Annotated in this window: 20 protein-coding genes and 2 pseudogenes; 10 read left to right on the forward strand and 12 right to left on the reverse strand. The window is 63.6% G+C overall.

Annotated features, from left to right (window positions below):
• Positions 1–26: 26 nt before the first annotated feature.
• Complete coding sequence (locus tag MB901379_RS14785) at positions 27–1,679, reverse strand: PE family protein (RefSeq protein WP_158019191.1); 1,653 nt, start codon at positions 1,677–1,679, stop codon at positions 27–29.
• Between the two features lie 404 nt (positions 1,680–2,083).
• Positions 2,084–2,674, reverse strand: coding sequence for a TetR/AcrR family transcriptional regulator (locus MB901379_RS14790; RefSeq protein ID WP_158017352.1), 591 nt, complete (start codon positions 2,672–2,674; stop codon positions 2,084–2,086).
• Between the two features lie 86 nt (positions 2,675–2,760).
• On the opposite strand from MB901379_RS14790, the gene MB901379_RS14795 reads away from it, so the two are divergent.
• On the forward strand, positions 2,761–3,918 hold the full coding sequence (locus MB901379_RS14795) for an acyl-CoA dehydrogenase family protein (protein WP_158017353.1): 1,158 nt from the start codon (positions 2,761–2,763) through the stop codon (positions 3,916–3,918).
• A 239-nt stretch (positions 3,919–4,157) separates the two neighbouring features.
• On the opposite strand, the gene MB901379_RS24700 is transcribed toward MB901379_RS14795, so the two are convergent.
• Both MB901379_RS24700 and MB901379_RS24705 read right to left on the reverse strand, forming a co-directional pair.
• Entirely contained in the window at positions 4,158–4,340 is a 183-nt protein-coding gene (locus MB901379_RS24700; protein WP_232022177.1) for a hypothetical protein, read from the reverse strand.
• Positions 4,341–4,400: 60 nt separating this feature from the next.
• Positions 4,401–4,529: pseudogene (locus MB901379_RS24705) on the reverse strand (ClpX C4-type zinc finger protein); the annotation flags it as partial.
• A 97-nt stretch (positions 4,530–4,626) separates the two neighbouring features.
• On the opposite strand from MB901379_RS24705, the gene MB901379_RS14805 reads away from it, so the two are divergent.
• From MB901379_RS14805 to MB901379_RS14815, 3 genes are all read left to right on the forward strand, one after another.
• Complete coding sequence (locus tag MB901379_RS14805) at positions 4,627–5,889, forward strand: alpha/beta hydrolase (protein WP_158017355.1); 1,263 nt, start codon at positions 4,627–4,629, stop codon at positions 5,887–5,889.
• Positions 5,886–6,893, forward strand: a complete 1,008-nt coding sequence (locus tag MB901379_RS14810; RefSeq protein WP_158017356.1) for a tocopherol cyclase family protein — start codon at positions 5,886–5,888, stop codon at positions 6,891–6,893. Before MB901379_RS14805 ends, MB901379_RS14810 begins: the two co-directional genes overlap by 4 nt.
• An 83-nt stretch (positions 6,894–6,976) precedes the next feature.
• Positions 6,977–8,317 carry a WS/DGAT/MGAT family O-acyltransferase gene (locus MB901379_RS14815; protein ID WP_158017357.1) on the forward strand — a complete coding sequence of 447 codons (1,341 nt, stop codon included), beginning with the start codon at positions 6,977–6,979 and terminating at the stop codon, positions 8,315–8,317.
• 11 nt (positions 8,318–8,328) lie between these two features.
• On the opposite strand, the gene MB901379_RS14820 is transcribed toward MB901379_RS14815, so the two are convergent.
• The gene (locus MB901379_RS14820) at positions 8,329–9,042 is read right to left on the reverse strand and encodes a mycothiol-dependent nitroreductase Rv2466c family protein (RefSeq protein ID WP_158017358.1); all 714 of its coding nucleotides are present in this window, start codon (positions 9,040–9,042) and stop codon (positions 8,329–8,331) included.
• A gap of 202 nt (positions 9,043–9,244) precedes the next feature.
• Positions 9,245–9,673, reverse strand: coding sequence for a protease inhibitor I42 family protein (locus tag MB901379_RS14825; RefSeq protein WP_158017359.1), 429 nt, complete (start codon positions 9,671–9,673; stop codon positions 9,245–9,247).
• A gap of 389 nt (positions 9,674–10,062) precedes the next feature.
• Here MB901379_RS14825 and MB901379_RS14830 point away from each other — a divergent pair, with 389 nt between their 5' ends.
• Positions 10,063–11,655 (forward strand): Na+/H+ antiporter, encoded by a 1,593-nt coding sequence (locus tag MB901379_RS14830; RefSeq protein ID WP_158017360.1) that lies wholly within the window; start codon positions 10,063–10,065, stop codon positions 11,653–11,655.
• Between the two features lie 132 nt (positions 11,656–11,787).
• Positions 11,788–12,803: pseudogene (locus MB901379_RS24050) on the forward strand (FAD-dependent monooxygenase); the annotation flags it as partial.
• A gap of 14 nt (positions 12,804–12,817) precedes the next feature.
• Here the strand turns inward: MB901379_RS24050 and MB901379_RS14840 are convergent.
• On the reverse strand, positions 12,818–13,366 hold the full coding sequence (locus MB901379_RS14840; RefSeq protein WP_158017361.1) for a TetR/AcrR family transcriptional regulator C-terminal domain-containing protein: 549 nt from the start codon (positions 13,364–13,366) through the stop codon (positions 12,818–12,820).
• Between the two features lie 93 nt (positions 13,367–13,459).
• Here MB901379_RS14840 and MB901379_RS14845 point away from each other — a divergent pair, with 93 nt between their 5' ends.
• The gene (locus MB901379_RS14845; RefSeq protein ID WP_158017362.1) at positions 13,460–14,335 is read left to right on the forward strand and encodes a TIGR03619 family F420-dependent LLM class oxidoreductase; all 876 of its coding nucleotides are present in this window, start codon (positions 13,460–13,462) and stop codon (positions 14,333–14,335) included.
• 542 nt (positions 14,336–14,877) lie between these two features.
• Here the strand turns inward: MB901379_RS14845 and MB901379_RS14850 are convergent.
• The 4 genes from MB901379_RS14850 to MB901379_RS14865 all read right to left on the reverse strand — a co-directional run bounded on the left by MB901379_RS14850 (position 14,878) and on the right by MB901379_RS14865 (position 17,067).
• Positions 14,878–15,312, reverse strand: a complete 435-nt coding sequence (locus tag MB901379_RS14850) for a hypothetical protein (RefSeq protein ID WP_232021858.1) — start codon at positions 15,310–15,312, stop codon at positions 14,878–14,880.
• 80 nt (positions 15,313–15,392) lie between these two features.
• Entirely contained in the window at positions 15,393–15,764 is a 372-nt protein-coding gene (locus MB901379_RS24240; protein WP_232021859.1) for a phosphorylase family protein, read from the reverse strand.
• Between the two features lie 324 nt (positions 15,765–16,088).
• Complete coding sequence (locus MB901379_RS14860) at positions 16,089–16,562, reverse strand: hypothetical protein (RefSeq protein ID WP_232021860.1); 474 nt, start codon at positions 16,560–16,562, stop codon at positions 16,089–16,091.
• Between the two features lie 31 nt (positions 16,563–16,593).
• Positions 16,594–17,067, reverse strand: coding sequence for a hypothetical protein (locus MB901379_RS14865; protein WP_232021861.1), 474 nt, complete (start codon positions 17,065–17,067; stop codon positions 16,594–16,596).
• Positions 17,068–17,175: 108 nt separating this feature from the next.
• On the opposite strand from MB901379_RS14865, the gene MB901379_RS14870 reads away from it, so the two are divergent.
• Together MB901379_RS14870 and MB901379_RS14875 are read left to right on the forward strand one after the other, a co-directional pair.
• A complete protein-coding gene (locus tag MB901379_RS14870; RefSeq protein ID WP_269462755.1) occupies positions 17,176–18,435 on the forward strand; it encodes a M23 family metallopeptidase in 1,260 nt (419 codons plus the stop codon).
• A 29-nt stretch (positions 18,436–18,464) separates the two neighbouring features.
• Positions 18,465–19,451 carry an alpha/beta fold hydrolase gene (locus MB901379_RS14875; RefSeq protein ID WP_158017364.1) on the forward strand — a complete coding sequence of 329 codons (987 nt, stop codon included), beginning with the start codon at positions 18,465–18,467 and terminating at the stop codon, positions 19,449–19,451.
• Positions 19,452–19,478: 27 nt separating this feature from the next.
• Here the strand turns inward: MB901379_RS14875 and MB901379_RS14880 are convergent, their stop codons facing one another.
• Positions 19,479–19,799, reverse strand: coding sequence for a DUF732 domain-containing protein (locus MB901379_RS14880; RefSeq protein WP_158017365.1), 321 nt, complete (start codon positions 19,797–19,799; stop codon positions 19,479–19,481).
• 371 nt (positions 19,800–20,170) lie between these two features.
• On the opposite strand from MB901379_RS14880, the gene MB901379_RS14885 reads away from it, so the two are divergent.
• Positions 20,171–21,013, forward strand: a complete 843-nt coding sequence (locus MB901379_RS14885; RefSeq protein WP_158017366.1) for a metallophosphoesterase family protein — start codon at positions 20,171–20,173, stop codon at positions 21,011–21,013.
• Positions 21,014–21,027: the final 14 nt, after the last annotated feature.

Consider the following 21,027-nt stretch of genomic DNA (forward strand, 5'->3'; position numbering starts at 1 on the left):
ATCTCCCCCTGGCGCGGCCTGCTGCGCTAGGGAATGAGGCTCTGCAAGTCGCTGATGTTGCTTTGCAGAGTGCCGAGGACAACAAGGGCAACCACCCCGCCAGCGATCGTGGTTAGCCCCACGTCGGCGGCGATGGGATATCCGAGAGCATTGATAAGGTTGCCCTGCACGAGTTGGTCGACAAAGAGACTGGTGTCGTAGGTGGGCATTGTGATCGCGAATGCCGTGCCGATGTCCGCCAGTGGAAGCAGGACCGCATAGTCGTCGGAGACGATCTTGGTCAGCGTGTTGACGACCTGCGTGGGTGAGGGGGCCGCAGCAAGCGTCGCCATCAGATCCTGCGGTTGCGGCGCCGCCAGCGCCGGAAGAGTGATCGGCTGGGAGAAGATCTGCTGCATATCGGCCGAGAAGTCGTGGATACCTTGCTGCGTTCCGGCCACCAGCGCGTCGGCGACGACCTGCGGTGCGACATCGGGGAACAAACCGAACGTCGTCGTGACGTCCGCGGGGGCCGTGGAGTAGCCGTAGGCCGGGTCGCCGTAACCCAAATTTACCAGCACTTTCAAGCTCGGTTGAACCAGATTGGCGAGCGGATTGCCGATAACGGGAACCGCGCGCAGCGGTTCTAGCAACGGCAGATTCTCCGTCGGAATAATGTAGTAGCTGGTGACGCCGGAGTAGTTCGGCGATGTCGACAATTGAATAGCGTTATCGACCTGGGCTGGAGTCAGATCCAAATACGTGGGATGCACGTAGACGATGCCCATGACGGCATTGAGATCGGAAATGAAATTCAAAGGGTACCGGGGGAAGTCGGCGAAACCGTCGTACTCGAGAGTGTAGATGGCCGTCGGATAGATGGTATCCGACGGCGTTCCACCATAGAAGGTGAGGCCAAGGCTCGGGATCGATAGGTCGGGGAAACGCGCCAGCATGCCACCGTTGGGGTTCATTTCATTCCCCAACAGCACAAAGTTGAGTTCGGACGCGCTCGGGGCGGCGGCGCCCAACGCGGCCAGCTTCTGCATTTCCAATGACGCGATCACCGCGCTTTGCGAGATTCCGAATACGGTTACCGTGTTATTCGGAATCGTGAGCTGATCATTGATTGCGTTGTCCAGAATGGTTAAACCCTCGCTCACCGACGCGTCGAGGGTCATGCTTTTGACGCCGGTCAGGGGGTAGAGCTCTGCGGGTGTATTCAGCCCCAGCAGGATATTGGCAGAGCGGACGTAGAGCTCGTTCGCCATCTCGATGAATGTCGGCCCCGGTATCGGGACGCCCGTGCCACCAATAAACAATGTGGTCTTGTTCGCGGCAAATGGCGGAATCGCCGCAGCGGCCGGCGTGGCCGTCGGTGCCGCAGACGCTCCCCAGGCCCCCGCCAGGGCGGCAGCGCCGTCCGCCTCGGCTTGCGCGTATGCGTTTGCCGCCGCGTTCAGCGTCTGGTGGAACCCGCTATGAAAGGCCGCGACCTGTGCGGCGATGGCCCGATATTGCTGGCCATAGCTGGCGAATAGGCTCGCGATCGCCTCGGACACTTCGTCACCGGCGGCCGCCACCACGCTCGAGATCGGACCCGCGGCAAACTCATTGGCCGCGCTGATCGCCGCGCCGACCTCTTCAATCTGTCCAGCAACCGCCACCATTGCCTGCGGCTCAGCAACCAACAAAGTCACCTTGTCCATCCCCTCTCAACACCTGACGCTTTGGCGTCCTGCCCCAAGCCCGACAAACGCGGCCGTCCGATGCCGCACCGCTCACCGAGCCTAGGACGAACCCCCGTGGGCTGTCCTGAATTTGGAAAACGCGTTGCCCAATCAATTCGATCCGGCCCTTGCGGTACCAAGTGCCCGCAAGCCGAACGATCTCGAAATCGAAACTGCGCCTGAAGTTTCCAGCGAACTCCGGTCATCCCGGGATAGCAGCAAGCGTTGCAGGCGGATGGCTGGCCGGCGACGTCAATCGACCACGATCAGGAAGCGGGTTCCGATAGCCAGACACGAGGATGCCAACCGTGGGTTCTCGTGATCGGCCGTTCCATCAGCAAACCGGCGCACCCGGGAGCTGGGCATCGCGGCAATCAAGGCCGCAACAGGAAGTCGACGAACCAGTTACGCTGCGACACCGACTGTTTCTTGAGCTCGGCACCGAACACGCTCTTGAGCTCCGAAACAGACATGTGCAGCAGTCCAATGCCAGTTGCGAACGCAGTGGTGGCCCGCCTTTCAGCCTCGTCGTTGTCAAACCCGTAGTCGCAGAATGCCTGTCGCGTGGCCTTCAGCATCTGACGGTCGGCCTTCATCACCGCTGCCTCGACGGACTCGTCGGAGCGCGCCCATTCCCGCATGGCCCGCTCGAGCTTGTAAAGTCGCGGCCTGACCAGCAATGCCATCATCGCGGCCAGCCGCTGCTGGGGCGGCAGCTCTCTCATCCGGTCGACTTGCTGGCGATCGCTGTCGTGGAGTTGCGCCCACGAAGTAACGAGCGTCCTGCGGTAGCCCTCCATGTCTTCGAAATGCCAGTAGAAGCTGCCCTTTGTCACACCCAGACGAGCGCAAAGCTGATCGAGTTTGAGCGCGGTGAGACCCTCAGCAGCCAAGATTTCGAAGCCGGCCTGCACCCAATCGTCCACGGTCAGTCGCCCATTTCCCGACCTACGACGCGTCACCATGGATCTGAGCCTACGGTTCGTGGTCGAGTACGTCTTGGAGAAGCAGTACCCACCCCCAATTCCGAACCAAAAGGTATGGTGTTGGGATGACCACCTTTGCGGGCGGCCTCACCGATACCTTCATTGAGCGGCTCGCCGAGCGCGCACAGGAGGCCGAGGAGCTTCGCCGGCTGCCCGCGACCACGGTCACCGAACTCACCGACTCCGGATTCATCGATGTGTTGAGACCGCAGCGATACGGCGGGCACCAGGCCGAATTCTCGGAGATCTTGGCTCCTGTGCGCCGGATGGCGCACGGCTGCGTCTCGACCGCCTGGACCGCAGCGTTTTACGCCCTGCACAACTGGATGCTGGCACTGTTCGACGAGCAGGCCCAGGAGGAGGGCTTCCGGGCGCGGCCGTTTCTCGCCGCGGCGCCGTTGGCGCCGACCGGTCGTGGCGTCGCCGCAAGCGGCGGCGTTCGGCTAAGCGGCCGGTGGTCGTGGGCCACCGGAGTGATGGACGCCAACTGGAGCATCGTCGGCGCACTCTGCGGACCCGATGACGCCATCAACCCCGCACTCGTGCTGGTACCCGCCGACGACATCCGCGTCATCGATGTCTGGCACACCGACGGGATGCGGGCCACCGGCTCTAACGACATTGAGATCGAGAATGTCTTCGTTCCCAGCCACCGCCTGGTCAGTATCAGCGACATCTATGCCGGCAGCACGCCCGGAACGCACCTGCATGATGCGGTCGCCTACCGATGGCCGATGGTGCCCGCGCTCGCACTGGTCGCCGCCATGCCGGCATTGGGTGCGGCCGAGCGCGTCGCCGATATCTTCACCCAGCGGCTGAGCGAACGTGAGTTGGCCTACGAGGGCACCAAGCAGAAGGACAAACCGGCCGCCCAAGCCCGACTCGGCCAGGCGGGCGTGCGACTACGCGCCCTGCACGGGCTGCTTGCCGACACCACCGGGCGCATCGACGAGATCCTGCTGGCCGGCGACCGCGTGTCTCGCCCGGTCCGCGCCGACGCCCGGCTGGCCGCCGCACACATCGTGCGCGAATCGCGCGCGGTCATCGGCGACTTGCTCGAAGCATCGGGTGCTAGCGCGCACTTCCTGCGAAACCCGCTTCAGCGGGCCCAGCGTGACGTCGATGTGATCAGCGGCCACGTGGTATTCGACTACGACACCAGCCGTGAACTCGCCGGCGCGTTGGCAATCGGCCTGAAGATCCCACCGACCGCAATGGTGTGACCTACCGCCCGGTTCGCCAACCGGCGTTACGCCGGCCGCCAATGCCAAGCGGTATGCAACGAAGCGGCGGCCGGATGCGAGACGTCGAGCAAACAGCCGCGGCGCCGACTCGACGGCCCCCACCAATCCATTACTGCACGTGGTGGGCCCGTTCGCCCGCACCGGGGGCTTCTGCGCGCGGGCTTGGGGCACCACCCTGGATCGCCAGCCCGACGAGCTTCCGGCGGATCCCGCCCCAGCTACGCTTCTGCGGAAAACCGTTCCCAAGCGGATTGCCTGGTCATACCAAGGGCTTCACCAATTCTCGACCAGGTCACCTCGCGGCGACGAAGCTCCTGCACCCACGACCGCAAGTCGGTTTCGACCTGCTTGGACACCACCGCTATGCGAGGGATATGGCTGAGCATCTGCTGGTCGGTCATCGACCCCCACATCGGCAGTCGAAGCTCTCGCGTTTTGCCCCGGTACTTCCGCATGATCGCGTCGGCGATCCCAACGCAGTCGTTGCAAATCTGCACACCAGGACCGGCCACCAGTTGGTCGACCTCAGTGTTCGACTTTCCACAAAACGAACACCAAATCTGCGCTGCCGGTTTCGCGCGAGAACTCATCACCGCTCCTGGCGTCAGGGTTTTCCTGACACCATGATAGGGCGTCAGGATACACCTGACAACTCAGTGGGAAGGCAGGCTAAGTAAGGTGACCCCCATGGGCAGAGCTCGAATCATCCACATCGTCCGGCAGGTCGGTGCGCTGGTGGTGGCCGCGGTTACCGCCGTCTCCACCCTCAACGCCTATCGGCCGCTGGCGCGCAAGGGATTCCTGTCGTTGTGGTCGTGGCTTTTCGGTCTCGTCGTCACCGAGTTCCCCCTACCAACGCTGGCCAGCCAGCTTTGCGGACTGGTGGTGACAGCTCAACGGCTGACCCGCCCGGTGCGGGCGATCTCCTGGCTGGTCGCAGCCTTTTCGACGTTGGGTTTGGTGAACTTCAGTAGGGCCGGCCATCAGGCCGATGCCCTGCTCAACGCCGCGTTGGACAGCGGCCTGGGAACCGATCGGCGCGCGGACTCGGCCGCCCTGTGGCGTCGCCCGGCCGGCGGCGGGACCGCAAAGACCCCCGGACCGCTGCGCATGTTGCGGATCTACCGCGACTACGCCCACGACGGCGACATCAGCTACGGCGAATTCGGCAGTGCCAACCACCTGGATATCTGGCGACGTCCCGATCTCGATCGCACCGGCAAGGCTCCGGTGCTCTTCCAGATACCCGGTGGGGCGTGGACGACGGGCAACAAACGTGGACAGGCCCACCCGTTGATGAGTCACCTTGCCGAGCTGGGCTGGATCTGTGTGGCCATCAACTACCGACACAGCCCACGTAACACCTGGCCAGATCACATCATCGACGTCAAACGAGCCCTGGCCTGGGTCAAGGCCCACATCGGCGAGTACGGCGGCGACCCCGACTTTATTGCGGTCACCGGCGGTTCGGCCGGCGGACATCTATCGTCGCTGGCGGCGCTAACGCCCAACGATCCGCAGTTTCAGCCCGGATTTGAAGACGCCGACACCCGGGTTCAGGCCGCCGTGCCGTTCTACGGCGTCTATGACTTCACCCGCTTCGACGACGCGATGCATCCAATGATGCCGGGCCTTCTCGTGCGTTATGTGGTCAAACAGCGCCCCTCGAAGAACCTGCAACCATTTATCACCGCGTCGCCGGTCAACCACGTTTCCGCGGACGCTCCCCCGTTTTTTGTGCTGCACGGCCGCAACGACTCGCTGGTTCCGGTCGAGCAGGCCCGCGGCTTTGTCGAACGGCTGCGGCACGTCAGCAGTCAACCCGTGGTGTACGCCGAGCTGCCCTTCACCCAGCACGCTTTCGATATTTTCGGCTCGGCCCGAGCGGCGCATGCCGCGATTGCCGTCGAGCAATTCCTGGCCAAGATCTACGCGGCGCAACAACGATGACCGCTGCATACCTGAGATGGGTGGCAGAAGGCGTCACCAAGCGCTTGGTCGACGCCTATCGACGTACCGGCGCCGACCTGCCGTTCGGCGATCCGCTGCCCTCACATGGCCGTGAGATGGAGGGCTGGTTCTGGCGGCTCACCGACCGCGCTTCGGGCCGCGTTGTTGTCGGCCTATGTCGCGTGAACAAACACCCGGACGGGGACTGGGCCACGGTCGCGGTCGCATTGAATCCGGGCGGGATCGTGCGCACCGCCGCCTTGACGGGCGCTGAAGCCGAATCGCCGCCCTTCTCGGTGCACGCTGGAACGAGTGCGACGGGCCGGGTGGCCGCGGGCACCGATCGGCTCCACATCGACCTCGACGACGTCCATCTAGACCTGCGATTCGCCGATCCGTTCGTATGGCCGATGGCTCTGGGAGGCGGCGGGATCTTTTCCTCGATCCCCTTCCTCAACCAGTACTGGCATCCCTACCGGCTGGGCGGAACAGCAAGCGGCTCAGTCGAATTCAACGGAGGTATCTGGTCGTTCGACGGAGCCCAGCTATATGCCGAACGGAACTGGGGCGCGGGCTTTCCCGAGCGTTGGTGGTGGGGACAGGCGCACGACTTCGACGGCGCCGATGTCTCCGTCGCCTTCTCGGGTGGCGTTCTTCGGCTCGGCCCGATCCGCCGCGAGGTGACCGGGGTGGTCGTGCGACTCGGTGATCGCGTGATCCGATTGACGCCCCCAGCGCTGGTGCGATCACAAGTCAGCGACGGCCGCTGGTCGGTACGAGCGCTCGCGCCCCACTACCAGATCGAGCTGAAGGGCAACAGCGCCGGCCGGACACCGCACGCGCTTCCGGTACCGCTGCCCGCCGAGCGGCGCAACGTCGACACCGACATCGAGCATCTTGACGGCGAACTCTGTTGCACTGTAAGGAAGTTCGGTCGAGTGGTGTTCGAAGGCACGTCACCGCTGGCCGGCCTGCAAGTTGGCAGCCTACCGCGCCGACAGTGAAGCAGCTCCCGCACCGGCGGGCACCGGTAGGGTTGTCCCTGCGTTTGCGGAATTATCGAAGGCGAAATCGCTAGGGTGGCCTGGTGAAGCTGCTCAGCCCGCTGGATCAGATGTTCGCGAGGATGGAGGCGGCGCGCACGCCGATGCATATCGGCGCGTTTGCGGTCTTCGACAAGCCCAAGGGAGCACCGCGAAGCTTTATCCGCGACCTGTACGAGGCCGTCTCGCAACTGGCGTTCCTGCCCTTCCCGTTTGACAGCGTGATCGCGGGTGGCCCGACGATGGCGTATTGGAAGCAGGTGCAGCCCGATCCGGGGTACCACGTCCGCCTCTCGGCATTACCTCGTCCGGGGACCGCCCGCGATCTCGGAGCCCTTGTCGAGCGACTGCACTCGACGCCGCTTGACATGACAAAACCGCTCTGGGAGTTGCACGTCATCGAGGGCCTGGCGGATGGCCAGTTCGCCATCTATTTCAAGGCCCACCACTGCGCAGTGGACGGTATGGGGGCGGTGAACCTGATCAAAAGCTGGCTGACCACCGATCCGCAAATGCCTCCCGGCTCGGGCAAGCCCGAGCCGCTGGGCGACGATTACGATCTGGCCAACGTTTTCGCGGTAACGACGGCAAAACGCACCGTCGAGGGTGTTTCGGCGGTCGGTGAACTGGTCGGGAAACTCACCAGCATGGCGCGCGGTGCCAACAGCTCCGTGCTGGCGGCGCTGAACACCCCGCGAACACCGTTCAATACCCGGATCAACCGGCATAAACGCCTTGCCGTGCAGGTCCTGAACCTGCCGCGGCTCAAGGCGGTGTCCAACGCCACCGAGACCACGGTCAACGACGTGATCTTGGCGTCGGTCTCCGGCGCTTGCCGCCGCTACCTGCAGGACTGCAGCGCCCTGCCCCCGAGCAGCCTGACCGTGTCGGTGCCGGTCGGCTTTGAACGCGACGCCGACACGGTCAACGCGGCGTCGGGTTTCGTCGCGGCGCTTGGCACGTCGATCGACGACCCTGTCGAGCGGCTGACCAACATCGCGGCATCGACTAGCCGAGGCAAAGCGGAGCTGCTGGCCATGTCGCCGAACGCCCTACAGCACTATTCCGTTTTCGGCCTGCTGCCCATCGCCCTGGGCCAAAAGACCGGAGCGCTCGGGGTGATTCCGCCGCTGTTCAACTTCACCGTCTCCAACGTCGTGCTCTCCAAGCAGCCGTTGTACCTTTCCGGAGCCAAACTGGACTTGATCGTGCCGATGTCATTCCTGTGCGACGGCTACGGGCTCAACGTCACGCTGGTCGGTTATACGGACAAAGTCGTTCTCGGGTTCCTGGGCTGCCGGGACACGGTGCCGCATTTGCAACGGCTGGCACAGTACACGGGCGAGGCATTCAAGGAACTCGAGGCAGCCACCGTTTCGCCATAGCCCGGCCGGGCTTACCCATCGCCGTGAGCGACCTTGCGGCCGGCAAGGTGATCCACGTCGACCACCTGACCGCGGTTGATGCTGACCCAATCCCGCCCGTCGAGGTAGGGTCGCAAGCTCTGGGCGATGAGTTCGGCATCAGCCGATGACTTGGGCCGTTGCAGTTCGTAGACGTGCGGTAATTCGACCATTCCGGTCACCACGTTCCACAGTTTTACTGCGTCGGGTCCGGTTGGCGGGTCGACCAGGACCGGCCCAAATAGGCACTGGCCGTCGATAAAGAGCGTTGGCACACCATATCCGCCGGCATCGACGACCCGCTGGTGTTCGGCGCGGACTTCGTCGTGGGTGGTCGGGTCGGCAAGGGCCGCATCGAGGGTCTGGTCATCGGCACCGATCTCGCTGAGCAGCCGTCGGGCAACGGCGGGATCGTGGGGTTTGCCGCCGAACGCATGCAGCTCACTACCCGTCACCTCATACCAACGATCGAGCAATGACATGTCCGTTCGACGCAACAACGCACCAATCCGCATCAACGACCAGCCATAGGACCAGTCCCGCTCCCAGGGATGTTTCTTACCGTCGGCCCGGTTGATCTCCTCAAGACTGAAGAACCGCCAATCGATGGTGATGCCCAGTTGACTGCGGACGTCGCGGATCCACATTGAGGTTTGGTAGGCAAACGGGCACATCGGGTCGAAATGAAATTCCACCTTGGCGGTCATCGCCCTGGCACCTCCGTACTGACGTGCCCCCTAGCAATGGGGCCGCACACCGGCCGCGTGGCTGGTGATAGGCAGCTTGTGCAGCACCTAGTCGGGGATGTTTCGTTGGTAATTTCTCCTTCATTGTGCCGGTTGAGGCGCGATCCGCTCCACCCAGTCCACGGATCGCACGTTTCGCTCGGCCGCTGGTGGCGGGCGAACGCTACCGCACGGTTACTTTCGCGGTGAACGTGCACGTCGGTGAGTTGTCGCTACCGACGAAGCTGGAGTAGCCGGTGGTGATGGTGGTCGTGCCCGGCCGCAACGCGCTGAAAGTCCACACCTCGGTGCCGGGCGCCCCCATCACATCGGTGTCTGGCCGCACGTATCGGTGACTGATCTGCTCCAGAACCGTGGTATCGCCGATGGTCGTATCTTCTGTCCAACGATAGGGTGTGGTGTAATTCGATCCCAAAGTCACTTTCAAAGTGTCTCCGACCGACAGGCTCACCTGCCGTTCGATGGAGCTTTCCTTCAACACCTCATCCATCGGCACGTCAATGGTCTTTGTCGCGGGCAACCGACCTCTGTTAGTGCACCCCGCTACCGCCAACACCAGCATGGCAACGATCACCAGCAGCCTGATCTTCATCAACACCATCCTTCTCCAATCCGGATCGCAGCTTAGTCGCCTGGCCCTGCCGCGCCGGACATGTGCGCGGGTGCCGATGAAGAAAGTTTGCGAATCCACACCACGCACGGCGAACCGATCGGTGGATCGGCGGGGATCCCAACGGATTTCGGCGGTGCCGCAGCAGGCCGCAGCCGCCACGATATCACGTTGGTTGCTGGCTCCTCATCAATTCGCTTGGCGACTAACAGCTTTCGCTGCTGGCAGCGTTTGACTGCCACCAAATCGCGCGATTCGAGAGACCGTCCGGTAGCCTCGGTCTCTGACCGCCGCCGTGTGGCGCACGTGGCTGAGGGGTCCATCCGCGCACCAAGCGCGCGCACGATCAGCTCGTACGGGAGGATGAGCGGGTGTTCGGGCTTGTCGTCATCGTTGCGCTGGTCGCCACCGTAGTCTTCGGCACCATCCTCGGTCGGCGCTATCGCGTGGGTCCCCCGGTGCTGCTCATCCTGATGGGTGCGCTGCTCGGCCTCATCCCCAGTTTCGGCAACGTGCAGATCGACGGCGAGATCGTCCTGCTGCTGTTCCTGCCGGCGATCTTGTACTGGGAGAGCATGAACACCAGCTTCCGCGAGATCCGCTGGAACCTGCGCGTCATCATCATGTTCAGTATCGGCCTGGTGATCGCCACCGCCGTTGCCGTGTCATGGACGGCTCGAGCGCTCGGCATGGAGCCACATGCCGCAGCGGTCCTCGGTGCTGTGCTATCCCCCACCGACGCCGCCGCCGTTGCCGGCTTGGCCAAACGGCTACCCCGGCGGGCTTTAACAGTGTTGCGCGGCGAGAGTCTCATCAATGACGGGACCGCGCTTGTTCTGTTTGCCGTCACCGTCGCCGTCGCGCAAGGCGCAGGCGAGATCGGACCGGGCGCTTTGGTCGGCCGGTTCGTGTTGTCCTATCTCGGTGGGATCACGGCCGGGCTGTTGGTCGGCGGGTTGGTGACGTTGGTGCGCCGCACCATCGACGCACCGCTGGAAGAAGGGGCGTTGAGTCTGCTGACGCCCTTCGCGGCATTCTTGCTCGCCCAATCGCTGCATTGCAGCGGAGTCGTCGCGGTGCTGATCTCCGCGCTGGTTCTCACCTACACCGGGCCGCAGGTGATCCGGGCACGGTCTCGCCTGGAAGCCTTCGCATTCTGGGACATCTCGACGTTCCTCATTAACGGGTCGTTGTGGGTCTTCGTCGGAGTCCAGATTCCCGGTGCGATCGAACACATCTCCAACGCCGACGGGGGACTCCGACGCGCCGCGGTCCTGGCAATGGCCGTCACCGCCGTCGTCATCGCGACCCGGATCGTCTGGGTCGAAGCGACCACCGTGTTGGGGCGCGCGGTGGACCGGATCGTCAACAAACCCACCCGCCACGTCGGCTTTCGGCAACGTTGTGTCACCAGTTGGGCCGGATTCCGCGGCGCGGTGTCGCTGGCCGCGGCACTGGCGGTCCCGATGACCACGCTCAGCGGAGCCCCGTTTCCCGACCGCAACCTGATCATCTTCGTCGTGTCGATCGTCATCCTGGTGACCGTGCTGGTCCAGGGCAGCTCGCTGCCCGCCCTGGTGCGGTGGGCGCGTATACCCGAAGACGCAGCCCATGCCGATGAACTGCAGCTAGCTCGGGCTCGCAGCGCCGAAGCCGCCCTGGATGCCCTGCCCGCGGTCGCCGACGAGCTGAGGGTGAGCCCGGAAATCATGAAGCGCCTGACGAAGGAATATGAAGAACGCTCCCAGCTCGTCATGGCCAATGTCGAGGACTCGGCGCCCAGCGCCCTGGCCGAGCGCACCGAACTGGTCCGGCGCGTCCGTCTTGGCGTACTGGAACACCAGCGGCGGGCCGTCACCTTGCTGCGCAACCAGAACCTTATCGACGACATAGTGCTGCGAGAACTGCAAGCAGAGATGGATCTCGAAGAGGTGCAACTGCTCGACGCCGGCGACTCGGATTGACCCCCAATTTTGCCACTCGGCAGTTTTGCCTACCTTGCAAGATCGTGCCTATTCTGAACTGCGTGGGCGATGCGATCGCCAAGCGCACGGGCACCCACCCCGAACTCGATATGTACCCGCGGCGGCCACGACATGGTTGATGAAACCGCCGACGTGGTCATCTCGGGTGCCGGTCCCAACGGATTGATGCTGGCTTGCGAACTCGCGTTGGCCGAAATCCGACCGCTGGTGTTGGACAAGCTACCCGGTCCAAGCGGCGAGCCGAAGGCCAACGGCCTTGTCGGGCAGGTTGTTCGGATGCTGCACATGCGCGGCCTGTACCTCAAGTTCAGCGGCTGCAACGGCCCTCCCGAGCCATCCCCCGGTTGGATGTTCGCCGCGATGCCGCTGGACTTCGTGGGCATGGTCGACAACCCGATGTACACGATGCGCATGCCCCAGCCCAGGCTCGTCCGGCTGTTAGCGAAGCGGGCGCGAGATCTCCGGGTGGACCTGCGCTGGGGCCACGAGCTCACCGGATTGCACGCACGGGCGGACTCCGTTGCGATCGCCGTGTCGTCGCCGAAACGCGACTACCGCATCATGACAAGTTTTTTGGTGGGAGCCGACGGAGGGCGCAGCCTGGTCCGCAAGAGCGTGGGGATCGATTTCCCGGCACCACGTCGCCCACCGTGGGCCGGCTCGCCCATGTGCACATCCCCGACGCGCTCCGTAGTGCCGAAGGAGGGATCGATATCGCAGGATTCGGCCGGCTTCCGTTTGGCCATAGCCGCTTCGATCGAGGCGGAGTCATTTTCGCCGAGTTCGAACCCGGCCGATCGCTGCTCGGAACCATCGAATTCGCCCCCGCAGTCGCCGACGAATCGATGACGCTGACGGAACTGCGCCACAGCGTTCGCCGTGTGCTCGGCGTGGACATCCCCTTTTCAGAGCCAAAATGCGCTGGGCCGCACGCTCTTCGCCGAATCAATGGGCAGAACACCCGCCACGCCGAGCACTACCGGCAAGGCCGGGTACTGCTACTTGGTGACGCCGCGCACGTGCACAGTCCGATGGGCGGCCCGGGCCTGAACCTGGGGCTGCAGGACGCCATGAATCTGGGTTGGAAGCTTGCCTCCGCCGTCAACGGACGAGCACCGCAGGGGTTGGACCCGAGGGATGTTCATCGCCGTTCCGCGCTGGCCTTAATGCCGGCAATGATCACGTCCAGCCCGTTGCTAAAGCGGGCCGCGCCTTGCCGTTTGGGGCGCGACTCCTCCAGGCTCACGGAGCCAAGCAGGTAGGTGTAGAGCACCGTGCGCGCGGCGGCCGCCGCGGCTTTCGCCAGACCGGCTTCGGCCAGCAGCGACCGGCTGATTCTGTCGAGTCGGCGGGCGCGTTCCTCGCCACCACGAGTCTGCAGAATCCCGGCGATACCCGGAACGTCGAGTATCACTTCACGGGCGGCGCAATAGAGCTCGGTCAACCGGGTATCCCACGTGCCGGCTTGCGGGACCGGAATTTCAGCGAGTACGGACTCGGCCAACAAATCGAAAGCGGCTCGCTTCCCCGGGACATGGTAGTAGACCGAGGGCACCGCGGCACCGACTTCGGCGGCGAGGCCTCGCATCGTCACCCGCTGTACGCCAACCCGTCGAGCCAGGTCGTGCAGGGCCGCCACCACCTGGGTGCGGTCGAGTTTCCCATAGCCGCGTCGCATCGCGGAGGTCATTGCGGCACGCCACTTGTCACGGTCACGATAACTCGCGCAGCCCAGATTCGATCATGGTTCGAAAAAATTCGAGCACTGTTAGAATCTATCCCGATGAGCGCCGCAACCGCAAAGCTATCGATTGCCACCCCCGTGGTCACCATGTTGCCCGGTGCCGGCGCCGATTGGGAGAAAAGCGCATCGATCGAGGACCTTGCGGTGGCCGCCGAAGCCGCCGATCGGCTCGGCTATCACCATCTGACCTGCAGCGAGCACATCGCCCTGCCCACAGCCGAGAAACAGCGCCGTGGGACCCGCTATTGGGACCCGCTGGCGACGCTGGCCTATCTGGCCGCGCGCACCTCACGAATCCGGCTGGCAACCAATGTGCTGGTCCTCGCATATCACCACCCCCTCGAGATCGCCAAGCGCTACGGCACGCTGGACACGATCAGTGATGGCCGACTCATCCTCGGCGTGGGCGTCGGCAGCCTCAAGGAAGAGTTCGACCTTCTTGGCGTCTCGTACGAGGACCGTGGAGCGCGGGCCGACGAGGCGCTGCAGGCGTTGGGCGCGGCATTGTCGGTGCCCGAGCCGGCCTATCACGGCCGGTTCTATTCTTTCGCCGGGATGGTCGTCGACCCGTGTGCGGTCCAGCGGCATGTTCCGATCTGGGTCGGCGGACGAACCATGCGATCGCTACGGCGAGCCGTGTACCTGGCCGACGGTTGGGCACCCTTCAACGTAAGTCTGCGCCAAGTCCGAGACTGGTTGACTCGCTTCGACATTAGACCGGATTTTGAAGTAGTCCTCACGCCCCCGACGGCGTTGGATCCGATTGGTGCACCCGAGCTGACCCGCGAAATCCTCGCCGAAACCACCGCGCACGGTGCCACCACCATCCGTGCCACGTTCGTCCACACCTCCCGGCAACACTATCTGGAGAATCTGCAGGCACTCGCCGAGCTGGACACCGCGCGATTGGTTTAAGGGCAGGCATTTTCAGCCTCACCGCCCCCGCGCCGACCGATGACGACGGTACGTATCTGCGGTGGTACCTGCGCGACCACATGCCCGAGCAGTACCAACTACCGGGCATCGTGCGCGGGCTGTGCTGGATCGACGACGGCGATTACCGCGAAACCATCGGCTGGCGGACACCGGACCCTTGGGTCAGGTGGGCAACGTGGTCCACCACCTGGTGGGTGATCCCGTTCGAAAGGCGTTCGACGACTTCGTCGAACTGGGGCGCACGCTGCGTGAGAACGGCGGTTCCCATACATTAGCCGGCGTTGCTGAACATGCCCGGCGCTGCCGACGCCTGGACGTTTGGTCCGACCAGCTCCTGTCCGCCCGCTTCCTCGAGGTTGGCACCCGGACGGGCAGTACATCACCGTCGTATACCGCGACGAGGTCCCGTTGACCGCAGCTCGTGCCCTAACCCCGATCGTGGAACAGCGGTGGCGGACCAACGCGGTGCGTCCCTTGTTCGCCCTACCGATGCGAACCATGATCCGTTGGGAGGTCTGGCCTTAATAGCTCGATGCGGCCCAGGTGCCCGCCGGATAGGGCGGCACTTGACCCACGAAGACTCCGTCGGTCAGGGTGCACAACGTGTCGGAGAGAGTTCCTGCATTGGCCAGCGGCCTAGGCGCAGCACCCGGCTCGACCCGCGCGAGTACCGCCTGCCAGAAATAGCCGAGACCGCCATGCTCATACCAGACAAACCAGTCGTTGCCACGATGGCCGGCGCGAATCAAGCGCCGAAAAGGCAGCGTTGGATCCTCAACCGAATCCGTCTTGTTAAACGGTGCGCCGATATCAGCGATGGGCGGGAGGATTTTCAGCAGCTCTGACGGTAATTGGGACACACGGTTCACGTCTTCGACCGCAGTAACCAGCGTGCACTGCGTGTTGGGCACGGCTGTCGCCGGTGTCGCGGTCAATACGGCGAGTGCGGAGCCCACGATGATCCCCACCACGGTAAGCCGATTTCTGCGAAACCAATGCGCCACACTGTCACCCGCCCGCTCTTATCGCTGCCACCTCAGGCATCGACCCAGCATTGTATGAAAACGGCGGCCACCCGGGCTGCGTTATCCGCGGCGATTTGCCTGTAGAAGAGGAACGACACCGGGAAGCTCGGAAGGCGCAGCAGACCCCCGGGCCCGTCGGACATGGCGCGGATCCCCAGGAAGGGGATGCCGTGCGCGTCGGCGACCGCCTGCGCCGCCGCTGTTTCGTTGTCCACCGCGTCGAAGCCCGGGGGCTGGGCGGCGGCGAAGTTAAGGTTGCCGAGCAGACCTTTGACCAGCCAAGGCCCCGCCGCCCGGAAGATGTTGCCGGTGTACAGCAGCGACCGATCGGGTGCGCTGCGCGGTTGGCAACCAAAAACATCTCGCCGTTGTCCAGGGTCCACCGGGCGGGCACGGCAACGTCACCGATACGGGTGCGTCCGGCGCCACCGGCGACGCCGGAAAATATCACTGCGCCAACGGTCGGCCGGAAAGGCCGACAGGATGAGCGTGCGGTGTTCGCAGGCGCTCATGGTGGCGATGTCCGCGAGACCGGCCGCCAGGTTGGCCCCAAGATCACTTCAGGCCCGTTGTCCTTGAGCGACCGCGCCTGGCGCCCGCACGTTTTCGCAGCCACTACAGCCGCTCAACGACCAGCTGTGCGAATGCATGGTTCGTGGAAATCTGCCCATCCGGCGTTTTGATGTTGGGATCGTAGATCTGCAGACTTACCCGTCGACCTTGTCGCCGTTTTGGTGACCAAAGAAATAGTTGGTCGTCTTGGGCACGGTCAAGACGCCATCGATGATGCTGTGCTGCGCATAGAACGGATCTTGCAGGGAAGCCAGGATCTCCATCTTCTTCTCGTCAACGTTCCAGAAGAACGCGTAGCCAGGAGCCGAATAGGTCGCCATCTGCTGCTGGGTTGTCAGCTTGAGACCGAACGTGGTCAGCGACCAGCCGTCGATTCGATAGCTGCCTGGCTGCAGGGTCAGGTATCCAGTGGACTTGTCGTACTTGATGTAACCGTGTGCGTCCAGGTTCACGTCGTTGAACACGCGCACGTTGATGCCGGGCTGCATCGCGACATTGCTCAGGCCCCGTTCGGTGAATGCTCCCCACAGCCGCGGCGGAGATGTTCCACCGCAAGCGCTCAGGGCGAGTGCCAAAGCAACCATCAGTAGCAGCAACTTCGGCTTCAACCTGTCACCTCCGGGCAGTCCCTTCAGCGGTTCACAGCAACGGGCGACGCTCGATCGCTGCTGACACCTCTTCCGCCATCCAGTAGCTGATGGCCAATGATCGGTCACCGTCGGGAAGCCCGACCCCTTCGAAGACGACTTCGCCGACCGCGGCGGGGAGGCTGACATTCTGGCGACGGTGCCGCCAAATCAGCCGGTAGGCCGGTCCGGCCCGCTGGATGCGCAAGTCGAGGTCACCGGTCAATTCGCCTGCGTCATCGAAATATTGGACGCGGTAATCACCGGGAAAGCCGTTGGAGGTGTCGCCGAGCGCCCGACCGCTGCCCGCCGTGGCCGCAGACGTCGTGGAGTCGGCGGACACATACCGCATGTCGATCACGTCGGCTTCCTCGGCGCTGATCTGATATTGGCCAACCCCGATTAGTCGGGTACTGATCATGTCCAGCATGGTAAGCCCCGGATGGCCGTCTTGGTCGAAAGTAGCGGGGCCGAATATTAGGCTCACGGCAGCCGGATTTTGTCCAAGGAGGCACACCAGATGGCGGCGATTCGACCGCGGTACCCAGCCCGGAAATCCCGATGGACGCGATTGGCCATCTGTTGGTTAGCAACGTTGGTCGCCGCGTGCTCCGCCAGCGCACCAACTGGCCCCGACGGCGGCTCGACCGCCCCGGTCAGCAGCGATGCGCTGGTGGGCGTGCGGGTCCCCGACGCGTTCACCCCATTGACCGTGGCCCCTATCAGCCAGCCGACGTTTCCCTTCCCAGGCAGTGACGGGAAGTATCATTTGGCCTTTGACATGCAGATCACCAACGCGACCGGAGTACCTGCCAGTCTCAACGCCGTCGACGTGGTCGACGCCCAGGAACCCAAGAATGTGCTCGCGTCCTTCTCCGACACCCAATTGGTCGACCCGTCTTGCAATTATGGAAACTGCAATCGATTGCGACAGCTGACTCGGCAACCCGCTCCCGATTTCACCATTGCGCCGCAAACGTCGCGGACGCTGCTGCTCGACTTCACGCTGGACACGTTGGCGCAATTCCCCAAGGCGATCATGCTGCGTCTGCATGGCACCGGGGCGACCGGCCCGAGCACCGGCGGCCGGCCCGGCCCGCTCGACAGTCTGGGCGCACCGTTCAACATTTCAGCCGGCGCGCCACGGGTGATCAGCCCACCGCTACGCGGCAATAACTGGGTCGCGTTCAACGGTTGCTGCGATCCGGGCTGGGCGCACCGGGACGCCATCCTGTCGGTGGACATGAAGCTGGACAACAGCCAGCGCTTCGCGATCGACTGGATGCGGATGACCGACCACGGCGATTTCTACACGGGCGACCAGACGAAGAACGAGAGCTATCTGTCGTTCGGAAGTCCCGTATATGCGGTCGCCGACGGCACCGTAACCGCGACGCTGGACGATGTCGAAGCCAACTTGCCGGGAGTACTACCGGCATCGGATCCCGTCCTGGCGGCAAAGATGACGGTGGAAAACGTCGACGGCAACCACATCGTCATGGACCTCGGCGGTGGGGTGTATGCGATGTACGCCCACCTGATCAAGGGCTCCCTGCTGGTCAAGCCCGGCGATAAGGTCACCCGAGGACAACTAATCGCCAGGCTTGGCAACACCGGCAACTCCAACGCCCCGCACCTACATTTCCAACTGATGAACGGCCCTTCACTGCTCGAGGCCGATGCCGTCCCCTATGTGCTGGACAACTTCAGCTATCAGGGTCAGGTCAGTGCCGCCTCTGTTTGGGAGGCTGACAACTACCTCAGCGGTTCATTCTTTGGACCAGAGCGACTGGTGATGCCCGAACTGCGGTCACAACAGCTGCCGCTACTACTGGCGACCGTGGCCTTCGCCTAGCGACGCCCAGACCCCGAAAGGCAATCATCGTGGACATCTTCGCAGCATGGAAAAGCGGAGGTACCCAATTGCGCTGGCGGTCAACCACTCCCGGCAACGACGGAATCGAAGTCACGGTATTTAACCGGCGCTGCGGCACGCCGGGGGCACCGGCTCTAGTGCTGGTGCACGGGTTTCCGACGTCCAGCATCGACTACTTCGGCTTGGCCGGTGAACTCAGTTCGGAATTCGACATCTTCGTGCTGGACTTCCCCGGCTACGGTCTGTCCGACAAACCACCGGAGCCCTACGTCTACTCGCTGTATGACGACGCGCGTCTGCTCGTCCACGCGATCACGCAGGTGTGGCAGCTGACCGAATTCCGGATGCTCACCCATGATCGCGGAAGCAGCATCGGCATGATCGCGCTGGGTATGTTAGCCGCCCAAGACCCACCACGGCTGCCCGTCGACCTCATTGTCACCAACGCCAACATTTATCTTCCGCTGGCGAACCTGACCGCGTTCCAGACCGCGCTGCTGGACTCCGCAACGGGGCGGGCCACCGCGGCTGCCATCACACCCGAGCTGCTGGCGGCCGGCCTGGGAGCGAGCACCTTTATGCCGCGACGGGCGCTGGATGACCCCGAGATCGCTGCGTTGGCCAAGTGCTTTGCCCACAACGACGGCGTCCGGGTGCTACCCGACACCATTCAGTATCTGCATGAGCGAGCTGCCGATGAAAACCGCTGGCTTGCCCAGCTTTCTGCGATCACCGTCAACACTTCCCTGGTCTGGGGACTGCATGACGGGGTCGCGCCTCTGCGGGTCGCCAACCACGTATGGCAGACGTATCTGAAGGACCAGCCCGGACGCAGCCGCTATTGGGTAGTGCCGAACGCCGACCATTATGTCCAATGCGACGCCCCCGGGGAATTAGCCCAGATCGTGCGTCTTACCGCCGGGGGCGAGGACATCGCCCTGCAGACCCTCGGGGATCGACCCGACGGCCCGGTCCTGGTGGATCAAAGCGACTAGCACCTGCGGCCACCGCGCCGCGTGGGGTCAACCGTCGAAGAGGTGGTGGGGGCAGTAATGTCTCGCGGATATCACCGCAAAGTGTGCTGCGGCGTCCATATCGAATTCAGGATTGCGGGTCTTCACTTCTTGGATTACCGATAGGCCGGATTCGCCGTTGTCCAAACATATGCACACCGCATGGGCCGCGCCGATGGCATCAGCCGAACTCGGATAGGTAATGCCGATTTGCTGCAGCGCGGCCAGAAAGCTGGCGTCGTCCCCGCTGGTGGCGCTTCGCTCCGCATGCGCCGGCAAGGCCAGGGCGATGCTGGCGCAGATAGCAGCCATCGCAGTTACGAATTTCATTGCTTCTCAACACCTTCGTAGAGGGCACTCAGCTCGTGGTTTGTCGCTCCCCGATAAGCATGCGCCGCCGCCACGTGTCAGTCAGTGGCGGCGAACTTCATCACGAGAACCCCATCCTACCGACGCTTCGTTTGCCCTGCAAAGATGTCAGCCCTTCGGCGACCAGCACACTCCTGGGTGGAATCCTCATCGTTTCGCCCGCGTGGCGGGTGGCGCATCGAGATTGACCGCCTCCGAAAACGCCGCGTAATCTGGATTGAAATGCGCGGTGGGGCCCGCGTCCTGTACAGCAATGCCAACGGTCCCTGGGAATCGATGATTGCTAATTTGCGGCAGGTAGCAGCGTTATCGCGGACCCAGGAGGCCAATCGGTGGCACAGTCCTTTCTATCCTTTCCCTCCTTTCTGGCCCCGCCGTCGCGGATCGCCATCGCCGGCGATTGGCATGCCGATACCGATTACGCCGTCGCGGCCATCGAGCATGCCGCCAAGCGCGAAGCAACGGTGCTGATTCACCTCGGCGACTTCGGCTACAACTTCACCGACGAATACCTGAATTCGCTGGATGAAACGCTTGCTCGCTGCCAGATGACGCTCGGTTTCGTCGACGGCAATCACGAAAACTTTGATCGGCTGCTCGGCTGGCCCGTCGATCCGGACGGCCTACGCCATCTACGGGCCCACCTGGTGCATCTGCCCAGAGGGTTTCGATGGCGGTGGGGCCAGACGAGTTGCCTGGCCCTCGGCGGGGCCTATTCCCTCGACCGGTTCATGCGAACGCGTGGGCGATCCTGGTGGGTGCAAGAGCTCATCACCCGCAAGCAGGTCGGCGACACTGCCGCGGCCGGGCCCGCGGATGCGATGTTCTGCCATGACTGTCCGGCTGGGATCACGGTTCCCGGCGCGGCGCGTGACCGTCTGGGATTCCCGGAGCGGGAGTTGCGGCGCTCCGAGCTGCATCGACTGCGCTTACGCTCTGTCGTGGACGCGGTTCGTCCAGGTCGCTTGTGGCATGGGCACTTTCACCGCCGCTATCAGGCAGTGCTGTATGGTCAGGGATACCGCACCGTGGTAGACGGCCTTGGCAAAAACAGCAATCCGGTGGACAACAACATGGTGGTAGTCAACCTCGCGGCGCTGGGATCACACCGGCTCAGTGCCGGCGGGAACGGACCGGCGCGTGCGGCCTTGGGTGGCCCCACGGCCGTCGGTTGACCAGTGCGGCACTA

Origin of the sequence: Mycobacterium basiliense (assembly GCF_900292015.1) — a bacterium.
Lineage (GTDB): Bacteria > Actinomycetota > Actinomycetes > Mycobacteriales > Mycobacteriaceae > Mycobacterium > Mycobacterium basiliense.